This window comes from Amycolatopsis oliviviridis, from assembly GCF_014654365.1.
In the GTDB taxonomy this organism is placed as follows: Bacteria; Actinomycetota; Actinomycetes; order Mycobacteriales; family Pseudonocardiaceae; genus Amycolatopsis; species Amycolatopsis oliviviridis.
Genome location: NZ_BNAY01000018.1, coordinates 39,047 through 61,749 on the forward strand (window position 1 = coordinate 39,047; position 22,703 = coordinate 61,749).

At 68.2% G+C, this 22,703-nt stretch carries 3 protein-coding genes; all 3 read left to right on the forward strand.

The genetic code is table 11. The features are described 5' to 3' along the window. Positions 1-121: 121 nt before the first annotated feature. Positions 122-1,345 carry an NAD(P)/FAD-dependent oxidoreductase gene (locus IE302_RS41840; RefSeq protein WP_191260022.1) on the forward strand — a complete coding sequence of 408 codons (1,224 nt, stop codon included), beginning with the start codon at positions 122-124 and terminating at the stop codon, positions 1,343-1,345. 270 nt (positions 1,346-1,615) lie between these two features. Beyond that, positions 1,616-2,605: a S1 family peptidase gene (locus IE302_RS41845; protein WP_191260023.1), complete on the forward strand. Its 990-nt coding sequence runs from the start codon at positions 1,616-1,618 to the stop codon at positions 2,603-2,605. Further along, positions 2,535-22,700 (forward strand): WXG100-like domain-containing protein, encoded by a 20,166-nt coding sequence (locus IE302_RS41850; RefSeq protein ID WP_191260024.1) that lies wholly within the window; start codon positions 2,535-2,537, stop codon positions 22,698-22,700. The genes IE302_RS41845 and IE302_RS41850 overlap by 71 nt, the downstream gene beginning before the upstream one ends. The last annotated feature ends 3 nt before the right edge of the window (positions 22,701-22,703 follow it).

Here is a 22,703-nt window from a genome sequence, read left to right on the forward strand (position 1 = left end):
CGCGCGCCGAACCTGAGATTTCCGTTAAAGTCTGCGAACCATCCCCGGAAAGAAAATCACTCGCTACGCGTCTTCCGTGGTTTTCCTGCGCAGGCCTGCGATCGCTTGAGGAGTACGAGCTATGAGTACGACCGAACAACGGCGCCACGTCGTCCTGCTGGGCGCGGGTTATCTGTCGATCTGGTCGTACCGGGCGTTGAAACGCAAGGTGGGCAAGCAGGTCGACTTCACCGTCGTCGCCCCGGCGACCGCGCACACCTTTCACGGATGGACCGGCGAGGTCCTTTCCGGCGAACTGCCGCCGGACGCGCAACTGAGCCCGATTTCCGAAGCGATGCCCACCGCGCGGCACGTGCGGGGGCACGCCAGGAGCGTGGACCGCGCCGCCCGGACCGTGGAGGTCGAACGGGTCGACGGGACGAAACAGACCCTCCACTACGACCATCTGATCGTGGGCACCGGGCAGTACGAAGACGTGAGCCGGGTGGAGGGGATGGAAGAGCACGCGTACCGGCTGCGGGACGCGGGCCGGACCGGGAAACTCGTCGCCCACCTCGACGAGTGCGTGGAGAGCGCCCGTTCGTCGACCGAGGAGAAGCTGCGCGCCAAGGCACTGACCGTGGTCGTGGCAGGCGGCGGTCTGGCCGGGATCGAAGCGTCGGTCGCGATCGCGCAGCGGCTGGCCCGGGCCACGGAGGGAACTTCGGAACGGGAGTACGCCGAAGTCGTTCTCGTCACCCCCACCGGTGAACTGGCTAAGGAGATGCCGCCCAAGCTGCGCGCGCATGTCCGCAAAGAGATCCAGGACAACGGAGTACGTCTCATCGCGTCGGCCCGGGTCGTCGCCGTGGGCCCCGACGGGGTGAAGCTCGACGACGGTTCCTGGCTGGCGGCGTCCACTGTGGTCGCGGCGATCGGGAACAGCCCGCGTCCGCTGCCGGGACTCGACGACCTGCCGGTCGACGACCGTGGAGCCGTGCGGGCCGACCGCATGCTGCAGATCGCGCCGGAGGTGTGGAGCGGCGGCGACGCGGCGTCGGTGCCGCTGGCGTCCGGCGAACCGTGCCCGGTCGACGCCGCCTGGGCGATCGGTCAGGGAAGCTGGGTCGGCGGGAACGTCGCGCGGGTGATCCAAGGCCGCGCACAGCGCGAGTTCACCTGGAAGAGCGTTGGGGTCACCGCCGGTTTCGGTCGGGGTCACGCCGTGCTGGAGGCTTGGGGGATGTCGTTCCGCGGCCGCCCCGCCTGGCTTTCGAGGGCGGCGTTCTTCGGTTACTACCTGCCTTCACGGCCCCAGTTGCGCCGTGTCCTCCGGATGCTCGTGGCCCGGCGCCGGGGAAAGTGACCGGCGCGGGTTCCGCAACACGCCTCGCCGCCGATCGGCACGGCCTTTGAGGCGTCGGTCCAGGTGGTCGTGAGTGTTTTGGGTCGTTCTAACGACACTTTTCACTCACGACCACCTCGACCAGGCGCGCTGCCGGGCTGTGTCGGGCACGCCGGGTCGCGGTTCGTGAAGTGATTCCCTCCTTATCGACGGGACCCGTCCGATGATGTGGACGGAAGAGACCCGTGCGGCGAAGGTGGCTTGAAGGAGCACTGGGCCCGAGGAGGAACATTGCGATACCGAAGACTGCTCACCTTGTTCGCCGCACTGATCGCACTGCTGGCGGCCACGGCCGCTATTCCCGCGACATCGTCCGCGCAGGGTTCGGTCGACGTCGCCACCCGTGTCGCTGATTCGGTCGGCTTCGCGTCCGGGGGAATCCACCTCGAGAACGGGAAAGCCGTCGTCAATGTCGTCGACGACGCCGCCGAGCGGAAGGTGCGCTCCGCCGGGCTCAAGGCGAAAAAGGTCAAGCGTTCCCTTTCGGCCCTGACCGAAGTGAAGAACCAGCTGGACAAGATCAGGAACGTCCCCCAGACCGCATGGGGCATCGACACGAGCGCCAACCAGGTCGTCGTCACCGTCTACGACACGGCGACGAAGACGTCCGCCGACCGGGTCACCGCGGCCGCCGCGGCGTTCGGCGACAGCGTCCGGATCGAGCGGCGCACCGGGAAGCTGTCCCTGCACATCGCGGGTGGCGAGCAGATCAGCAGCAGCGCCGGCGCCAACTGTTCGCTGGGCTTCAACGTCACGCGCGACGGCCAGCCGTTCATGCTCACCGCCGGGCACTGCACGAACGCCGGTGGAACATGGTCCGGTGGCGACGTCACGGGCGCGCCGGTCGTCGCCAGTGACTGTCCCGGCGCGGACACCGGTCTGCTCGCGCGCCCGAACGGCACCGGGCCGGGACAGATCGTCAACGGTCAGCGCATCACCTCCGCGGCGGTTCCCCTTGTGGGGCAGCAGATCCAGTCGCACGGCAAGACGACAGGGACACGCGCGGGCCGGATCATCGCGGTGAATCAGTCGGTCAACACCGACGTCGGCGTCATCAACAACACGTTCATCGCGGAGATCGTGACGCTGCCCGGTGACTCCGGCGGTCCGGCGTATGCCGGGACCCGCGGTCTCGGCACTCTTTCCGGCGGTGACGACCGGGTCAGTTTCTACTACCCGCTCACCCTGGCGATGCAGGCATACCGGCTCAAACTCGCCTGACGACCCACGGCACCGTCCCGACCGATCCGGGCCGTACCAACGGCCCGGATCGCTCATGAGCGGACAACGTTCTGGCACACAACGATTTCGAGGGGAGGTGAGAGAAGTGTCGGGTGGTTCGGTCAAGTTGCCTGCCGAGTTGCAGACCTTCTTTTTGGTGACGTTGGGGATGCCGTGGCCGGAGGGTGACGACGCGGCGCTGTCCGAGCTGGCGCGGGCGTGGCGTGAGTTCGAGGCCGCCGCCGAGGAGTACCGCGAGGCGGTTCGGGCCGGTGGTGTGGGGGTTCCGGCCGCGCTGGTGGGGGAGACGGGGGAGTTCTTCACGTCCTATCTGGGCGGTGACGTGGTGTCCGGGGTCGAGGCGTTGGGGGAGTCGGCGTCGGGTCTGGCGGGGATGGCGAAAACGGCCGCGGCGGACGTGGTGAAGGCCAAGGTCATGATGATCGCGATGGCGGCGATGGCGCTGGCGACGATCATTCATTTGCTGGCGACGTTGATCGGTGCGGCGTTCGTGGGGTTGGCGCAGTTGACGGCCCGGCAGGCGTTGATGGCGATTTGGCGTGGTCTGGTGGCGAAGATGCACGCCCTGGTCACGATGAAGCTCAACCAGGAACTCGGGATCCGCCTGGTGAAGGCGATCGGCGCCGGAGTGGTGGCCGCGACACCGCATACGGTGAAGTTCGCGCTGGCGGGCGCGGGGATCATGGGTGGTCTGGATCTGTCGATCCAGACCGGGCAGATCGCGGCGGGCAAACGTGACGAGCTGGACGGCAAGTCGTTGCTGGGCTCGTTCGGTGGCGGGGCACTGGGTGGCGCGTTCGCGGGGATCTTCCACGCGGGTGCGGTGTGGGCGAGGAGTGCCGCGGCGGGGTGGGGGGACAACGAAGCGGCGAGGTTGCTGGCGGAGCGGATGAAGGCTGAGGGGGTGACGCTGGAGACGTTGAAGGAGGCGGGGGAGCGCCTGGCGGTTGCGCCGCGGGCGATCCCCGGCTCGGTGGAGGCGCTGGGACATCTGTCGTACGGGATCGGGCAGGTCGGCGTGGTGTTCATCACCGCGCCGGTGATCAACCTGGCGACCGGGTCGCCACACGCGAGTCCGTGGCTGGGGATGCTGGGGGCGTTGTCGGGGTTCGGGGGTGGCCGCGGCGGTGGTGGCGCTGGTGGCCGCCTCGACGCGCTGCTGGTCGATCTGGGGCATTTGCCGAAGGCGGTGGAGTTCACGATCCCGGCCGCCGACGTCAAGACGGACATCAAGACGGACGTCAAGACCGGCAGCGAGGCGAAGGTCCCCGTCGCCGACATCAAGACCGACTTCACGGCCGACGTCAAAGCCGGTGGCAAGGCCGACGGCGGCGTCACCACCGGGGAACGGCTCTTCCTCGAACCGCCACCGTCCTATGCGGACACGATCGCGGCCGATGCGGCACAGCGTCTCGTGGCCTCGACTACGCCGGGGCAGGCGATCGGCACTCTCTTCACCCCCGCGGTCCACGAGAACCCCGCAGGCGCGGTGGTTTCGGCGGCTGACACGAGTTCGACGGTCCACATCGGACAGAAGGACGAGCCGGCGGGCGTCACGAGCCCGGCTTTCGCCGCAGAGGGGACAACGGCGCACTTCCTCACGACGGCGGCACAACCGCAGCCGGGGGCGGTGAACGGTGGCCACGCCACCCCCACTACCGCGACGGCCGGCCCTGCAACCGCCGCGAGCACCACCACCACCGCCACGGCCGGCGCCACGACCACCACGTCCAGCACGAATACCGCCACGACCGCGACGACCAGCACCGCCACCAACGGGCCTTCCACGGCCACACCCGCCGCGCAGACGACCTCCGGTGCCGAAGCAGGCAGGGCCGCGCCGGAGCGGAATCCCGGTGCCGTGTCCGAAACAGCGGCCGCGCGAGACACCGACGTGGCCACTTCCGCACAGGTACCCGAGGCGAAGGCCGTCGACACGGCGTCGACCGGCCCGCAGCGCGTCGAGAGTGCTCCCGCGACCACCACCACAGAGCCCGCGCCGGCTCCCGAAGCACCTGCGGTTTCCGAACCCGCACCGATCGCGGCGGAAAGCCCGCAGAACCGGCCGCAGCCGGCGGTCACCCGTCCGGCGGCCGCCGAAACAACGACGAGCGACCGCGCGACTCTCCCGGAGAAATCCGCTCCCGAACGCACGACCGGCGACCTGCCTGCCAGGCCAGGGAAGACAGAACTCACGGAGCCCAAGGTCGAGACCGCAGGGGCACAGAGCGGACGATCGGGCGCGGCGACCCCTGCCCGGGTCGAAGGCAAGCCGGTCACGGAGGCGGCCGCGCACACCGCTCAGTCGTCCGACACGTCCAGCCGCCCGGCGCCCGCGCGGCTGGAACCGGACAGGAAGATCGCCGAACCGATCGCACGGGCGGCGGAGGTCCGGACCTCGGTCACGGCCGACGCGCCGGGACGTCCGGCCACCGGCGTCGGACGCGACGAAAACCGTGGACAGACCCGCGACGAGGCCGATTCCGACGAGGCGTTGCTGATCCCGGTCGCCTATGTCGACGAGACCCCGCACACCGCGGTCCACGGCGAGGAGCCCCCGGCGCGGATGGGCCGCGCGGAGTGGGCGGAGTGGGAAAAACTGCGAGGGACACTGACGGCGACGCCCTACAAGGCGGAGCGCTTCGAGCCCTACGCCAAAGGTGAGAGCGACGACGGCAAGCTGGGCGGCCGGATCACGCAGATCCGGTTCACCGTCCGGCGGGGCCAGGTGGCCAACGGGACCTGGATCCGGGAGATCGCGGTCCCGCTGGCCCTGGTTTCCGACGACGTCGATCAGAAGACCCGGGAAACCCTCATCGAGTCGCTGCAAAAGGAACTCGCCACGCTCGAAGCCGCCACCGATCCGCACCTCTTGCGTCTCGGCAACGGCGACCGGGCCCACTTGCGTCTGGAAGCCGTTGCCGCGGACGGGTTCGCCGAGGGCTGGGACCGGTACTCCGGGGAGAGCCTTCCGGTCACCGTCAAGAACGGGGAAGGCGAGACCAACCAGGTCCAGTGGTTCCTCGGTTCCGGTACGGGCGCCATGCTGCACGAGATCATCCACGCCGCGGGCGGTAAGGACGGTTATCGCGATGCGACCGCCGGCGCCCGACGCGAGCAGGTGCGGGGCATCATGGGGCCATCCCCCGAGACGGAGCGGTTCATCGCGCGCGAGACCATGGCCGTTCTCGACGGACTGTCCCTCGCCGCCGGAGACCACGGCGGCGGGCTCCGCAACCCGGACCCGGCGCGGGCCGGCTCGACCTCCGTCGTCTCCAGCGAGCCGTACAACTCGATGCACCGGCCCGCCGAAGCCCCGAAACCCAAGAAGGACCCCGACCCACCGCCGCCGCTGTCGACCCACCGCCGCGGCTCGTCCGGGTCGCGGCCGCGTTCCCAGGGATCCGACAGCGGCACGCGAGGATTGTGGCGGAGGTCGAACCCGTCGCTCGGCACCCTCCCGCTCTCGCCTTCGATGCCCACGCTCATCGAAAGCGACGCCGAGGCGCGGGCGGGGTACGCCCGGCTCGTCCGTCCTTCCTTGGTCGCGGTACCGGATTTCGAACCCATCCGGGCGGCCGTTCTGGCCAAGGTGCCCAAGTACGAAGAGTGGGTGCGGGAAAACCTTTCAGACGCCAAGCTCGCGGATTTCGGCGCGACTCTCGACGGCCTGAAGCAGGACATCAGCCCTCGGCTGAACGTCACCGTCGAGGTGCACGCCATCGACACGGCGCGGAATCCCATCGACCGGACGACGGAATCGGTGACGTCGAGCGAGCATCTGGCGAAAACGATCCAGGCCGCCGACCAGATCGAGCGGACACCGGTGAATCCGACGAGCTTCAGCGCTCCCGCCGGGCCGGTGACCGTCTCCGGCGGGATCCGGGGGATCGGCTCGGCTTCCCAGAGCGGCGTCGTGGCGAAGCGGACGTCGAGCAGCGCGTTCGACGTGACCGAACAACGGCAAGGCACTCGCTCGCGGCATGACGTGACGTATCGGGTCAAGGTCTTCGAAAAGGCGCACTCACGGGGGACCCGGGAGCGCGACCCGGGCGACGAAGTGGTCCTCGACCTCGAACTCGACTGGCCCAAGAACGCACCCGTGGAACCGCTGACCCCGGCCGATCCGGCCGGTGGCAGACCCTCCGGGCAGCGGGCGATCGACTTCGCCGAAGTGCACAAACGCATCAAGCACGTCGAACTCAAGGGGACGAAGAAGGTCTTCGACGCCATCGTCGAACAGCTCGACCTCAAAGAACGGCGTGACGGCGAGGTCGTCGCCCTCAAGACCTGGCTGGACAATCTCGGTGGCGACCACGGCAAGGAACTCGTCACCGGCGGTCTCGCGAAACGGACGTTCGAGTTCAGGCACCGTGAACGGCTGGAAATCCTGGTCCGCAGGCACAAACCGGAAGCAGGGTCGCGGCCGCATTCCTCCCACGCGGGCGGCAGCCAGAGTTCGATCGGTCATCGCCGGTCGAGCAGCGCGCTCGACACGGACGAGCGGAGCGGCACGCGGGAATGGGGCGGATCGCTCGGGAGCGGATTCGGTGAATCGCTCTCGGACCTGGTCGGCGCCAAGGTTTCGGTGAACGCCTCCTACGCGCGGTCCGCCTCCGATTCGGAGCGTCACGCCACCAGCCTCGAACACGAATCGATCGAACAGCTCCACGGCGCGTTCGAAAAACACGATGAGGACTTCCCGTTCGCCGTGACGATCATGCCGGAATCCGGCGATCGCCCGGTCAGCCGTGGTTCGGGCTCCAGCGCGGGCCGGCGGCCGTCGACCCGTGATGGCCGGGTGTACGAACTGGTGGTGCCCGGGTCCGTGCACGTCTATCTCGCCGAGGCGGGGCAGATGGACTCGGAATCCTCCATGGCCTTCGGCTCGGGCAGTGACGGCCAGGCGTCCTCCAAAGCGGGGATGACCGTGAAAGAGGTGCCAGACAGGGCCGCATCGCACTGGAAGATCGCCGAAAGCGATCGGAAGACCATCGCGGGCATCGTGGCGGCCGTGCTGCGGGGCGAGGAGGAGATCACCGACCACCAGAGCCAGGCGGTGCAGGACGACCTGGCCGCGCTGCTGGGCGAACCCGGGCGAGTGCGGGAACTGGTCGCCGGAACGCGCATGCCGCTACCCGGGGAGCGGAGTCTCTTCATCGACGCCCAGGTGGCGCGAGGGCGTGGACACTACGTCAAGCAGGCCACGTGGAAAGAGCTCGCGAGCAAGGTGGCCGTCGGTGAGACCTCACAGGTCGGCAGTTCCCGCTTGCGGGAGGGCATGCTGTCGATCGAGGTCGAGGCGGACGCCGGGCCGGTGACGATCCTCGGGTCCGTGTCGGCTTCGCGGGAACACGAGCGGGCCTGGAACGTCGGCCAGTCAATCCGGAAGGAACAGGGCTGGCCCGGCGGCGCGGACGCCGTCCACCTCTTCAACTACCCGATGACCCTCAACTTCCGGGTGGGCACCGATTGGGCGAACATCGACAAGGAGCTCGAGTTCGAGGATCCGGAGGCCGGGGTACCGATTCCCGGACTCCAGGCACGGCTCCAGGTGGCGGCGCCGGCCCGGCGGGGGGTCAGGGTCGGGGTGGGGATCGAGCATCTCGACGAAACCACTTGGGGCGATCAAGCCGGGTTGAACACTTCGGCGCTGAGGCCGGGAGGACGGCCGGTCCGCTCCGAGCTCGACTCGCTGCAAGCCCTCCTGGACTTCCCGGCGACCATCATCGAAGGGTTCTCGGGGTTGCTGCCCGAACCGGACCGGACCCGCGATCGGGTCGCCGGCGCGGTCAAGCACCTCGCGGCCGGGGAAAAGCCCACACCGCTCGGGATTCACCACGAGGGTGAGTCCGCGCGCGACGCCTCGCAGCAGAAGATCGAAACCTGGGCCGGCCACGCCGCACGTCAGGCCAGGCTGCCGCTGACCGCCAAATCCGACGTGCTTCCGTTGGACAGCTTCAACGAAGGTGGCTTCTTCGCGACCGGTAGCCGCGACCTGCACGGCACCGCGGAACTGAAGACGGATCTCCTGGAGCCGCAGATTCTCCGCCGGGACGACGCGCACGTTTTCGCCGACACGACACGGACGACGACGGAGCTGTCCCCCGAGGAGCGCAGGAAACTCGGTGCCGGAGCCTCCGCCAAGGCCACGGTGCCCACCGGTGGCCTGGCGACCGTCGGTGCCGAAGCCAAGGCAGGACTGGCCCGCGAGCGGAGCGACGACGGCTCCGAAACGGTGGTGGACGAGACCCACCGCGAGACGACCGAGCGTGGCTACCTGGTCGCTTGGGATCACCGGCACCGCTTGGCGCTGTCGGTGCTCGAAGGGCGCACCGGGATGCTCGGCGGACGGCATACCGGAGAAGCGAAGAGCCGGTCTCTGGAGAAGTACGTCCCGATGGCGGAACTCCGCTGGGTTCCCGCGTCGGCGCTCGCCGAGATCGGCGAACTCCCGCCCGCTGAACTCAAGAAGCTGCACCCGGACGACCAGAAGGCTCTCTCCGCCGGGACTCAGGCCCGGTCCTCGTCCGGTAACGGCCCCGAAGACATCCTTGGTGATCTCGACCCGGCGGACTCGTCGGTGGTGCCTCGGCTGATCGCGAACCTGACGACGGAATTGCGCGCCTGGGAAGCCAAGATCACCGAGCCGAAGGTCCAGCGCGAATTCAGGGAACTGCACGACGAAATGCTGGGAAGTCTCGGGACGCACCTCGCGCTCGGCGGCTTCGGCGACACCGTGCGCGCCATGCTCCGTGGTGGCGCCGTGCGGTTCGGGAGGCGGTTCCTCGACTCGGGAAAGCTCGAACAAGTATTGGTACTGAAGGCCAGGTTGCCGCATGGCCAGGAGAATCCGGCCGGCTTCGACTACCGCGTCGAGTCGTCCAGTACGACGACGACGCGGCACCGTGACGGCGTCGCCTGGGAGAAGTCCTACGGCGTTACCGCGGAGGGCACGCCGAAGCTGCCGATTCCGGAGTTCACCGGGTCGTCGAAACTCGGACTGGACCAAGCGATCGCCCCGCACGCCGGGGTGCAGGGAGCGCGGACGACCTTCCGCGGACCTGAGTGGGCCGCCGCCACGACCGTCAAATTCGCCTGGAACGGCAAAGCGACGCAGCGGACCCACGATCTCGAGGTCTGGGTGGAGGTCCATCCCTGGGCTAGGTCCGGGGTCTATGCCCGCCACGTGCCGGGTATCCGCCATCAGCATGTGCGGGAAATCGAAAAGCTGAGTCCGTCGACCTTGGACGCCGTGGTGCGCTCCACGCTGCCCGCTTTCCTGACCGACAGCGGCTCTCCCTCGCCGACCATGACCGGCTCTCTGCGCGAGCATTGGGCCGACGATGGGCGCGGTGCCTCCTGGCCGGACGACGCGGCGCTCTGGGGGTTCCCCGTCGAGGCGCCGAAACTCTACGCGGAGATCCACAAGACCGTCGAAAGCATGAACGCGGAGCGCACGTTCGCCGTCCTGGTCGCCACGCAGGCGCCCTTGCTGGGACGACGCCTGCCGTCCTTGCTGTCCGAGGACGGCTACCTCGTCGACGTGGGCAGCCGTACGACCATCGACTCCGTCAGGATCAAGCTGGATCTGGGGGACCGGTACCTCGTCCGGGAGATCGAGGGCGCGTCGCTGACCGTCGGCCGCGACGCCGCGACGAAGGCCACCGTCGAGCGCTCGCACGAGGGCACGGTCTCGGGCGGGCTGCTCGGTGGGCCGGTCTCGGGGCTGGTCGGGGAACTCGGCAAGGAACGGCAGTTCGGAGCTCCCGCCGAAGAGGTCCCGATCGAACTCGGCGGGACCCCGGAAGGCCGGGGCGATGGTGTCTTCTGGGTCAGCGCGGTCCCGGATTTCACGATGATCTTCAAGCAGGCCAACGGGAAGGAGGGCAAACCCCTCCGGATCGGCCCGGATGGCCGGATCGATCTGCTCGTCGACCGCGCGGGGCTGGCCGCGCTCGGTCTGGAGCCGCCCGCCGGGACCCGCGGCGGGCTCGCGCCGGGCATCCCGTCGATCGCGATCAGGGTGCCCACCGCCATCAGCCGGACGTCCACATTCGCCAGTGACCGGACGATCAAAGCCGCGAGTGCCAGGAATCCCGCCGGCGAGGCGCGAAGCGACGCCACCTCCGTGCATCGCGCCGTGAGCCGGGAGAAAGATCTCAAGATCCTGCGCAAGGAATTCGCCGCCTTGGGCGGAACGACCGACCGGCCCGCCGTCCGGGTGGAGGTCGACGAGCGCTTCCAGCGCCTCGAGACCGCGCTCGACAACGTCCCCGCGCCGATCGCCCGCCAAGTCCTCGACATGGTCCGCGGGGCGATGTTCACCACCGGGAACATCCCGGTCCGTGAGGTCGACATCGACGGCGTCACACACCGGCAGACGATCCGGCCGGTGTTCCCCGAGACCTTCGGACGCCTGCTGGACACCCTTGCCCATCAGTTGGAACAGGAGAACAACCCTTTCCGCGAGGGAGGCCTTTTCGCCGGTCTGGGCCCGCAAAAGGACGAGGCGCTCCTGACCCGGCTGGCCCACCTTGCCACGGTGAACTTGCCCCGGGTGGGGCGCGACTACCTGCTACAGCACCCGGCTTTCCACACTCTGCTCTCCAATCCGGACGCGGTGAAGGAAGCGCTGTACGCGGCAGGTGAACTCGAACCGGATCGCCGGGCCCCGGCCGGAGCCGCGGTGAACTCCGCCCTGCGGGCGAGAGTGCCCCTGCTCACCGGGCTGATCGTGCTCGGCGTCGCAGGGGTCACCAGGTTCCTCAACGACGGCGACCGCTACGCCGGGCTGGAGGTCCAGCCCGCGCGGGAGGAACAGCTCGTCAAGGCGGCGAGGGCGATCAGGGAGACCCTGCGCAAGGCGCTCGATACGACTGCCGACCTGGCCGACCGGGAGCGGCAGGACCCGAAGGCCTGGCACGGCCTCAGCGAACAGTGGGCGAACGCGATGCAGCAGTTCGCCGTCGTGGCCGGTGTCGGCCTGGAGACGCACGCCGCGCGCGCGGACGCCTACGCCCGTTACGTCGCGGAGGGAGTGCTGCCCGCGTCGGATGTTCCGTCGAGGCCGGGTGAACTCACGTCCCGGGTTCCCCTGGCTTCCTGGCTTTCGGACGGAGTCGAGCTGGCCGCGTTCTGGGAGCGGCTCGCGGCCGGGGCGGGACACGTGCTGGCCGGTGCCGAACTCGCGGTGTTCGTTCAGGCGAGGAGGTCCGCCGACGGACAGGTCTTCGCCGTCACGGACCCGGAAGGCCGTCCGGTCGAGCTGAATCCGGCCGCCTTCAGGGACTGGGCGGAAGAAAAGGGCCTCGCGGCCCCTCTTTCCCTCTTCCCGGCGGCCCGGACCCATGGGCCGTTGCTGACCGTCCCGTTCAGCGGGGGGCTCTGGGCGGGGGCGCGGGATTCCCGGCCGGTGCCAGGTACGGCGAGGCCGGGGATGTTCGAGCTGGTCCTGGCCAAGGACGGCGAGCGGCCACAGCCCCACCAGCTGGCGGCGGCGCTGCGGGGGAGCGCGTGGAACCACGCCGACGAGATCATGCTGTCCGGACGCGACCGGGCGGATCTGGAGCTCCTCGGTTCCGCGTTGAGCCGCGACCTCGGTGCGACCGTGCGCCACGAGTTCGAGCGGGGGAAGGCGCCGCTCCTCGTCACCTCGGACGGGCACCTGACGGTGGGCGGACTCGGTGCCCAAGCCGCTCCGGTCCGGCGACCGGCCGACGAGATCACCGCTCTGCCCTTGCCGCTCAACCTGGGTGTGGCTTTCGTCGACCCGGCTTTCACTCGCAACCTGACGGGGGTCTTCGAAAACCACCCGGACGACCGGATCCCGGTGGCCGTTCACCACCGCGATGGCCGGTTCTTCCTGCCGGACGCGCGGAAGCGGGAGATCCCCCATGACCCCTTCAAGTTCGCCGAGGCGCTCGCGAGCCAACCGCTGAGCCTGGTGACGTGGGTGCAATTCTCCAAGATCTCCCTCTTCGCCTGCGATCTGACGAACGAGAGCTTGAGCAAGCTCAAGGCCGCCTTGGTCAAGCTGCCGGTGCTGGCACACCTCGATGTCGAAGCGATCAAGCTCAACACGCGCATCCACATCACGCCGGACAGCGACGTGCTCTTCGGTGATCAGCGCGCGTTGCCGGACGGGACGCTTTCGCTGACTCCGCCGGGCGCCATCGTCCCGGTCCTGGCCGACCCGGCTTCGGCCGATCCGGGGTTGTCGGTGGCGCGGTTCGGGGAGGACGGGGTTCCCCCGGCCGAGTTCCTCACCTGGCGTCCCGGGGACTCCGGAAGCACATTGCTCGGTCACGCGCGCCAGTTGGCGGTCTCCGACCTGAACAGCCGTTTGGCCGCCAGGTTAGGGAGCGGCGAGTCGCCGGAGGTGCGGGATCGCATGGGCGAGCCCATGCCGGAGAGCTGGGTCCGCGCCTGGCTCGAAGGCACGGGTTCTCCCCACCACCCCTTGGGAAGCTTCCACGAGGCGGACACCTTCGCCCGGGAGTCGGGTCACGTGGTGAACGCCTGGGAGGTCGCGCAGGCGTGGGGCCGCGCGAGGGTTTCGCAGGAAACCCGCCTGGACGAGCACCACGCGATCCCCGCGGAGGACAGGGTTCGTATCGAGTACATGGTGGACGGGTTCGTCGACGCCGCGGTGCAGGCGCCGACGGCTTCGTTGCCGCGAGTGCGGAGCGCGGTGTTCGTGGCGCCGGGTTCCCTGGCCGGTACCGACGGGCTCGGCGCGGTGGTCGAGTCCCGGATCCGGCTGCGGCTGAGCAGTTATCCGCCTGGCGTGGTGACGGTCACGGCGGACCAGCTGCTCGCCCAGGTGTCGGTCTCCGCGCTCACCCGTCCCGAGGGCGATCCGCAGATCGGTGTCGTGCAGGTCCATGTGGAGGGGCAGCGTGCGCTGAGTGGTCTCTACGGTCCCGAGGCCTATTCCCTGCCGGGCGATCGCCCGAGTCGCCACTGGAAGGAGCTGGACCAGGCGCGTGCGGATCTCGCGCGGCTGGCCGACGGTGCTCCGGTTCTCGCCCGGGCCGGAGAGATCATGAATCGACTGCACCAGCCTCCCCGGGTCTTCGTGGAGCGGGAGCCGTCGCGGGTGCACCAGGCACACCGGGAACGTCATCGGGCCGCCACGGACCTGGTCGCTTGGGAACTGCTCTGGAATGGCGAGCAGGCCGCGATCGAGCGGGCGCGTGGCCTGGTCACGGCGGTGGGCTGGCCACGTCGAGGCGGAGTCGTGGGCGGCGCGCCGCGGGCCGACCAGCCTGCTCCGTCGACGGAAGCCGGTTCGTCGAGGGCCGCGGCTTCCACGACGCCGGAAGAGCCGCCTCCGCCCGCCGATGTGATCGCGTGGCAGCCACCGTTTCCGGATACGCCGGGGCCGCGCACCCTCGACGCGTACGTGGCGGAGAACCACACCATCGCCGGACAGCGCAACTTCGACGGCTTCATCGGGTCCAACGCGCTGGCCATGATGCCTCTCGAACTTTGGGAGATGGTACGAGAACACCTCAGGAACGACGGGACACCGGCAAGCTGGGCACGGGCCTGGGCCGAGAACATGAGCCCACGCCAGCCGCTCCAAGCACGGTTCGGCGGGACGTACGGTGTCGCGGCGGCTTCGGGAGGGTTGCTGAACCCCTCCGAGGTGCAGCAGGCATGGAATCGCGCGCGAACCACCTTCGAAACCCGCCTGAGCGCCAGTGGTGAGCTCGACGGAATCGACCGGCACTTCTCCATCGGCCTGATGATCGACGGATTCGTCGACGCCGCGTTGCAGCCGCCCCCACGGATACTTCCGGAAATCCAGGTCGCGGTCTTCGTCGCACCGGGCTCGTCCACCGGGGTGTCCCATCTGCGGACGGTGGCCGGGCACAAGATCGATTCCCGGCTACAGCAGTATCCGGCGCACGTGAGGTCGTTGTCGGTCGAGCAGTTGCTCGCCCGTGTGTCCATCACCGCGGTCACCAGGCCCGACGGTGACCCTCGGATCGGGGTCGTCCAGGTGCGGGTGGAAGGGCAGCGGAGGCTGTCCGGGCTCTACGGCCCCGAGATGTACACCGACCCGGCCAACCCGCTTCCCTCGCACCAAACGCACTTGGAAGAGGCACGCAAGGTGCTCGTCCGGATGGCCGAGGATCATCCGGCGTTCGCCCAGGCGCGCGAGATCATGAACATGTACCACCAGCCGCCTCGCGTGTTCGCCGACCAGGAACCCCCTCGGTTGCATCAGGCGCATCGGGAGCGTCACCGGGCCGCCAACGATCTCGTCGCTTGGGACTTGGTCCGGGTGGTGCCCATCATTCCGGGCGAAGAGGTATGGGCGGCGGAAACACGAGCCCGGGCCTTGGTCGCCACCGTGGGCTGGCCCCGGGAAAGCAGGCTTCTGGGCGGTGCGCCGCGCGATGATCGAGCCGGGCAGGCGAGCGAAGCCGGTTCGTCGAGGTCCACGGGATCCGAGCGGATGGTCGACGTGGCGTCGCGGTTGCCGGACGGTGACGCGCTGGCCGGATTGTGGGAGCGGTTGGCAGGCACCGAGGGACGGATGTTCGATTCCGCCGGTGGCCCGGTGCGGGTATGGGCCGTGCTGTCGGATGACGGGCCGTTGTTCGAAGTGGGGTCGGACGCCTCGCGGTCCGAGCTGACTCCTCAGGAGTTCGTCTCGTGGGTGGCCGAGCACGAGGTTTCGGCTCCTGAATCGCTCTTTGCGCAACGGGACACCGTCTCCGGGAAGGGCAAAGCCCGGCAAGAGAGCGGACCGGAGCGTGTTCCCGCGGTGGTGCGGCAGGCGACCGGTCCGGCCGCGAGCAGCGACTTGGTCACGGTCCACGACGGCCGGGGCACTCCGTACGCGAACGCGAGAAACTCTCAGGCTCTCCTCGCTTCGATGCTGCCGGGAAAGACCACGTTGGCGTCGGTGGCCGATCTCCCCGGCACGCTCTTCTCCTGGGCGGTCGGCACGCACCTTTCCATCGCTTCCTGGCGGGACGGGCGGATCCATCTCCATTCCGACGGTCGCGTCGGCACTTCGGAAACCTCGGGTGGGGGACCGGCCGCCTCGGCGGACCTGGTCAACTGGACACCGTCGCCGGCGGGAAAGACCCTGGCGGACGAGGTGCGGGACATCAGCCTCGTCAACGACAAGAACCTCAAGCTGTTGATGGGTAAGAACAACCCCACGCCGATGCCCGTCGAGCTGTGGAAGCTGGTGCAGGACCAGCTCGAACTCGACGCGGTGCCGCCGGAACTGGCGAGGAACTGGGCCGGATCCCCGAGCGTGCATCGGCTCGGAGACGAGCGAGCGGCGGAGGCCTCTGGAAACGTCCTGAGTCCCTGGGAGATTGGGGCGGCGAAGGGGCGAGCCCGGGCCTACTTGGAGACGCGGACGACCGATTTCGGCACTCTTCACGAACCGGCTTCGCGCAAGATCAAGCTCATGGTCGAGGGCTTCGTCGACGCCGCGGTACAGGCGCGGCCGGAGTCCTTACCCTCGATACGAGGTGAGGTGTTCGTCGGTCCGCGTTCTCTGGGGGCCGTGACCGTGACCAGCCTGCTCGCCCGGATCGACTCGACGATCAACGCCAGGTTGGCCGAATACCCGAAGAACACGGTGACGACGTCGGCGAAGCAGTTGTCGGAACGTGTCTCCGTCCATGCGCTCACCCTTGCCGACGCGGACCCGCGGATCGGAGTCGTCGAGGTCCGGGTCGACGGGCAGCGTGAGTTGAACGGGCTGTACGGTCCGTCGGCCTATTCCGACCCGAAGAACCCGCTTCCTCGGCTCAAGACGTTTGTCGCGGTGACGCGGAAACAGCTCGCGGGAGTGGACCGGAACAGCCCGGAGTTCAGCCGGGCACGGGAAATCATGGACAGGTTCCACCAGCCGCCTCAGGAGTTCGCTGGTCTGCCGCCACGTATGCACCAGGCGCACCGGGAACGTCACCTCGCGGCAACGGAGTTGATCGCGTGGATGCTGTACAGCTCGGATCCCAGGTCTGCGGTTCTGGCCGTGAGAGTCGCCGAAAACTTGGTACCGGACGTCGGGTGGCCACGACCGAGCCGGATCGACGGGGTACCGACCCTGAGTCGTGTCATCACCGGACATCCGTCCGCCGATCGTGAAGTGGCCGCGCTGGCGCTGCCGCGAAACACCGGTGTGGCCTTCGTCGACCCGCGTTTCTTCGGCAACGTCGTGAAGGCATTCGCCGAACGCACGGACGATTCCGTTCCCGTTGTGGTGCACCACAGGGACGGCCGGTTCAGTCTCCCGGATTCCGCCGGTCAGCGTGGCTCAGCCGGCTATCGGGTGCTGGCCGAGAGCCTCGCCAGCATGCCGGCGAGGCTGATCGAATGGCAGAAGTTCTCCCGTGTCGTGCTCTACGCCTGCGATCTTCCCAAGGAGGCGCCAGGAAGGCTCCAGGCCGGGCTTGCCGAGATTCCCGCTTTGTCGCATCTCAAGGTCGAGGCCTACTTCTTGGGAGAGCGGGTCCATTTCCTGCCTGAGGGCACCGTCGTCACCGGTGACATGACCGGTTTGCCGGACGGAACACTCACTCTCGCGCCATCGGCCCGAGAGTCCGTCAGGGATTTCTTCGCGGGCTTCCGCACGGCTTTGACCACCGCCGTATACCTCTCCCGATGGAGTGGGCGGGTCGAGGTCGATTCCCAGGGCACGGTGACCGGGACCAGGCCCACCCCGCTGAGCGGGCTCGTGGGACGTGAGCCGACCGCCTTCGGCCGGACACTCACGCCGCCGGACGTGCTTGCCTGGCGGCCGTTCCTCGACGGCGCGGAACCGAGCACGCTGAACGAGTACGTGCGGAACCGCAGTATCGTCAACCAGGCCCGCTTCGACGACTTCCTGTCCACGGGGACGAAAATCCTCGGGTTGCCAAAGGAAATCTGGAACCTGGTGCGGATGCAGCTCATTCTGGATCCGGATTCGACCCCGCTGAACTGGGCGGGCGACTGGGCGCAGGAAATGGCCCATGCCGAACGCCCGCGACTGGCCCGGGCCGACGACCTGACACCGACGGGCCCTTATGGCCGGGACGAAATACGGCAGCTGTCCGGCTTCGCCTTGAACTCGGCGGGGGCCCAGCTGGCCTGGCACCGGGCGAGGATTGCTTACGAGACCAGGCTCGACTTCGGCCGTGGTGAGCTGCCCGAGGAGGCGCGTAGCCATATCCACATGATGGTGGAGGGTTTCGTCGACGCCGCCGCGCGCGCCCATCCTGGCGAGCTGCCTCGAGTACGTGGTGAGGTGGTCGTCCCGAAGGGCCAATCCGGCTGGGCGAACTTGGTGCGTTCACAGGTGAAGAAGACAGTCGAACAACGGCTGGAGGAGTACCCCGCGGGTGCCGTGCCACTGACGGCTAAGCAGCTTTCGGGGCAGATCTCGATCTCCGTGATCACCCGCCCGCGGCGTGACGTCGAGATCGGCAAGGTGCGGCTTCGTGTCGACGGGCAACGTGCTCTGTCCGGATTGTATGGGCCCGAAGCGTTCACCGATCCGAACGACCCCTGGCCCGGCCGCGCGAGGCTTTTGAGCCAGGCACGGGAAAGGCTGGCGCTGACGAAGCCGGACGAACCGGTCTTCGCCAAAGCCAGGGAGATCATGAACCGGTACAACCAGCCTCCACGCGTGTTCGCCGGCCAGGAACCGCCGCTGCACCGAGCACATCGCTTGCGCTATGAGGGGGCTGTGGAGCTGATCGCCTCCGGATTGATGGCCCGCGTCGAGCTGAAAGAACTCGAGGAAACGGCCAGACTGCTGGGCGATGTCGTCGGCATGCCACGACTGGGTGGTGCCCCGGTGCCGTCGAAGGGCCTGTTCGCCCTGCACTCACCTGCCGGGGGCAGGGTCGCCGCCCTGGCGTTGGAGCACAACACCGGTGTCGCTTTTGTCGGCCCTGCCTACTTCACCCACGTCAGCAGGGCCTTCGCCCCGACCCGAACCGACGCGCTTCCCTTGGTGGTTCATCATCGGGCGGGTCGATGGGACCTTCCCCGAGCCGATGGGAGCCTGGTACCGCACAGTTCGCGTGAGCTCGCGGAGGTGCTTGCCCGCGTACCCGCCGAGCTTGTGTCCTGGGGGGCCATCGAGCAGATCGAGCTGTTCGCCTGCGATGTGACGCAGGCCGAGGTGTTCAGCCTTCGGGCCGCTCTGCGCGACATACCCTCGCTGGCTGAAATCTCGGTTACCACGCGCCTGCCGAACAGGAGCGTGCGTATCCTGCCCAACGGTCGGATCAGTGGCGATCACCGAGGCGCCGACGTCGCCCCCGGCGCGCTCGTCCTCGGAACGAACGCGGCCACCCATGCCGGTGATTCCGTGGTCGCCGCACGGAATCTGTACGGTGAGGAAAACCTGATCTCCTTGCTGCCGGACGACGTGGACGCGGCCGTGGTGAGCGGTTCATGGGCGAACGCGACTCCGCATTCGCTGAGAATGATCCGGCGGGAAATCAACCAGTATGGGGAAACCCAAGTCGAGTTCGCCCCTTGGGCGCCGCTCGTCACCGACCATCGTCCGTCTCCGCTCGTGCTCAGGCTCTGGCCGCGTGGATCCGGGTTCGGGGTAGGCCCGGAAATTCTCACTCCGGCGGAGACCATGCGCCGTCTTCACGACAGCGAGGCCTTCCAGCGCTATCTGCGAGAACCGGTGCGACGGCCCATCATTGTTCTCTCCTCGGAGAACCAGACGGTATCCGATCAGAGGGTCGGTGAGTTCCTCAACGCCCTCATCGGCATGGTCAGGCCGGTGCAACTGGTCAGCTATCAGGGGCGCTACGTGATGGCCGAAGGAGGTCTCAGGTTCCCGCAGTCTCCGCGGGTCGGCTACAGCCTGGTCGCGCCGCTCCCCGATCTTGAGCTCTCGGCCGGGCCTGACGTGTTCACCCTGTCCGGGACGGCAGGGGCCCCCGCCACGGCCACGGCGCGGAAGATCGCCGCGGCGGTCACGGCGAAATGGGGGACGGCTCGCTCCGAGCCTGCCCCGCTGGTGATGGTGGTACCCGGTGACGACACGGTGGCCCACGTCGCCGTGCGGTCACGCGACGTCCGGCTTCCGCTCGGTGGACGGGAGATCGCGGAGCTGTTCCTTTCGGTACCGGGCGCACGGCAGGTACTGGCCTCGGACGCGCGCAAACCTGTGGTGCTCGTGGGCGACTTCGACGCGAGGGAGGCTCGGCCCGGTGGGATCCGGTTCGATGTGAGCGCGACGTTGGCGGCCCATGGCTTGTTCAACTCCGTGTATGCCACGAACAGCGACGCGTCGAGCGGGTTCCAGCTGGTCTCAGGGTTGTTCGCGGACCGGGTCAGAACCGAACTGGTCTTCGGCCCAGACAGGCTGCCCGCGGCGCTTTTCGTCCGGCATGAGGGGGACGAGATCGCGTTGCGACAGGTTCAGGCCTGGGCAGGTGGCGCGGCCTCGACCATGGGGCAGGTGGTTCTGGGGCCGGACGGCCAGAAGGTGGAAACTCCCTGGCACAACGCCCTTCCGATCTTTGTGAAGCCTGCCGGCGCCGGCCGGATCCACCTGAAGCGCTCCGACGGCGAACCCGCCGTCGGAGAACCGGGATTGGCGTTGCGTGACAGTATGGAACTCCGTATGGCACTGGGAAGGGAGGCGGACGGCCAGTCTTGGCCGCAGGATGAGCGAACCCCGTTCCTGATCCCGGTCGAGGGCAGGCTCAGCGAGCTGGAGAAGTTCACGACAGACCTCGCGGGCGGTGGCTATTCGCGGGCAACCGTCGCGGCGAGAGGCCCCGTGGAGCTCAGGAGCCTCCGCCAGATCAGGCTCACCGAGCAGGGCTTCGACCGCGTGCCGGCGGTCCTGCCCACGCCCGCACAGTTCGTCAGTCACCCCTTGAAGACTCCCGACTCGGCGGTTCACGGGGTGTTCTTCCCGCGAGACCACGTCGATCTGGTCCGGTTCGCGACGGTCGACGCGCGGACCGGTCCGCTCTTGAGCGGCGGGTATTTCCACTTCCCCACGAAACCCGGCAACCCGCATCTCACTCCTGGTGGTGCGCCGAGCTGGCGTACGATCGTGCACGGCAGCCGGGCGAATGTCTGGATGGCGTTGCCCGCTGCTCTTCCCTACGACCTGGGGGATCGGTTCACGGTGACGGGGGACACGGCAGCGGATGCCTTCTTCGCCGCCTCCGCGTACCAGCGCGTCCACCCTGACCGGAACCGTCCTTTCCGGCTGCTTTCCTGCAACGTCGCACACAACAAGAAGCTGATCGAAGCCGTCAAGGCGCGCTGGGGCAATGGGGCGATCATCGCTCCTACCAGTGTGGTGTACCTCGGCGGCAAGATCGCGGGTGCCGCACTGGACGCCCGCAGCCATCTGGTCCGGGCGGACGGGACGCGGCCACCGAAGCTCGCCTTGGCGGACTTGGCGGTCGAGCACATCCCGCAGAGAAAGATCACGCGTGACGCGGGAAATGTCCTGCCGAAGAACGTGCAGGCGGCTGTCCGCACCGCCGTGCGCGCCTCAGTCTGGCGGGTGATCAGTGGCGCGGAACCCGTGCGGATCCGGATCACCGTCGGCGGAAAGCACGAGGGCGACGGAATGTCTTGGGGGAAGGAACTCGCGGCAGGGATCCAAAAGCTCGCGCGAAGCGAGGCGTCACAGCTGTCGAAGCACTACAGCTTGCCGGCAGAGGGTGCGCGTCGCATGCCGATCGACGTCGTTTACGCGCTGAAGGATGAGCATCCGGCCGTCGCTCACGTGAAGTTCGACCTGGCCGAGGGAGATTTCGGCCAGAAAAGCTTGGCCACTCGTGATCTTGACCAGATCACCCGCGTCTTCGCCGCCTTGGTGCCGAACAGCGAGGGAATCGCGCAAGGGGGTCCGGTCCAGCCCAAGGCCGGCGCTCTCGAAGGGCCAGGGCAGCCGTTCGCGGCGAGTTCGTCGTCAGGGCCGTCGGTTCCGGTGTCGCAGGCTGGCCACCTGACGCCGACGCCGGAGTCGGAATCCGCTCCTGGCTGGCTGCTGGATGGAAATGTTCCTTACGGGGCTCTATCCGGCTGGCGTCCGCCCGCATCCGGTGAAGCACGCGCGGCGACCTGGTACGAAGCTGTCCGGGAACGTGAGTTCAGAACCGTCGATCAGTTGAGCCGGAGCGCTCTTCTGCTGCCGGAACTGGGGCTGGAAGTGAAAGACACCTTCAGCGTGGAGGTGGATTGGGTACGTGCCTGGGTCGAGTCCATGGATTCGGTCAGGGGACCGGACGGCTTCAGGTACAAGGACGAAGCGCTGGCTGAGCTCACCGGCGTCGGCCTTACCAAGTGGGAGGTCGCGCAAGCACGCGGGAACGCCCGGGTGAACCTCAAGGATCGGCTCGATGAGGACGGTAACCTGACCTACAACGGGAAAGCGTCCTTGTACCTGATGGTCGACGGGTTCGTCGACGCGGCGGTCCAGGCGAGCCCGGACGCCTTGCCGCGGGTCCGTGGAGCGGTCTTCGCCGCGGGCCAGGCGTTGGAAGGTGCCGCGAAGGTGGAAGCTCTCGTCAAGGAGAGGGCCCGCCTGCGGCTGGCGCAGCACCCCGAAGAGGTGGTGACGATCACGCTGGAGCAGGTGCTGGCGCGGGTGGAGGTCGAGGTGATCACGCGGCCGGAGGGGCATGAGGAGAGCGGTCTCGCCCGGTTCCGGGTGGACGGGCAGCGTGAACTCTCCGGGCTCTACGGTCCGGAGGCCTATTCGAAGCCCGACAATCCTCTGCCACGGCGTGAGGACCTGCTCGCGACCGCGCGCCAGGAAATCGCTCAGTGGGATCCCTCCGCCCCGGAAGTCGTCGAGTTGTTCACCCAGGCGGAGCAGATCATGAAGCGGTATCACCAGCCTCCGCTGGAGTTCGACGGCCCGGAGAAACCGCGGATCCACCAGGCGCACGAGGAACGCTATTCGGCAGCGAGAGATCTGATCGCCTTCCAGTTGGCACAGACGAACCAGAGCTTCGAGGCGAACCTCTACAGCGCCGATTCCGTCGCCAGGCTGCTGATCGGGGAGGTCGGCTGGCCGCGACCGAGCACGTTCGTGGGGGGTACGGTCTAGCCG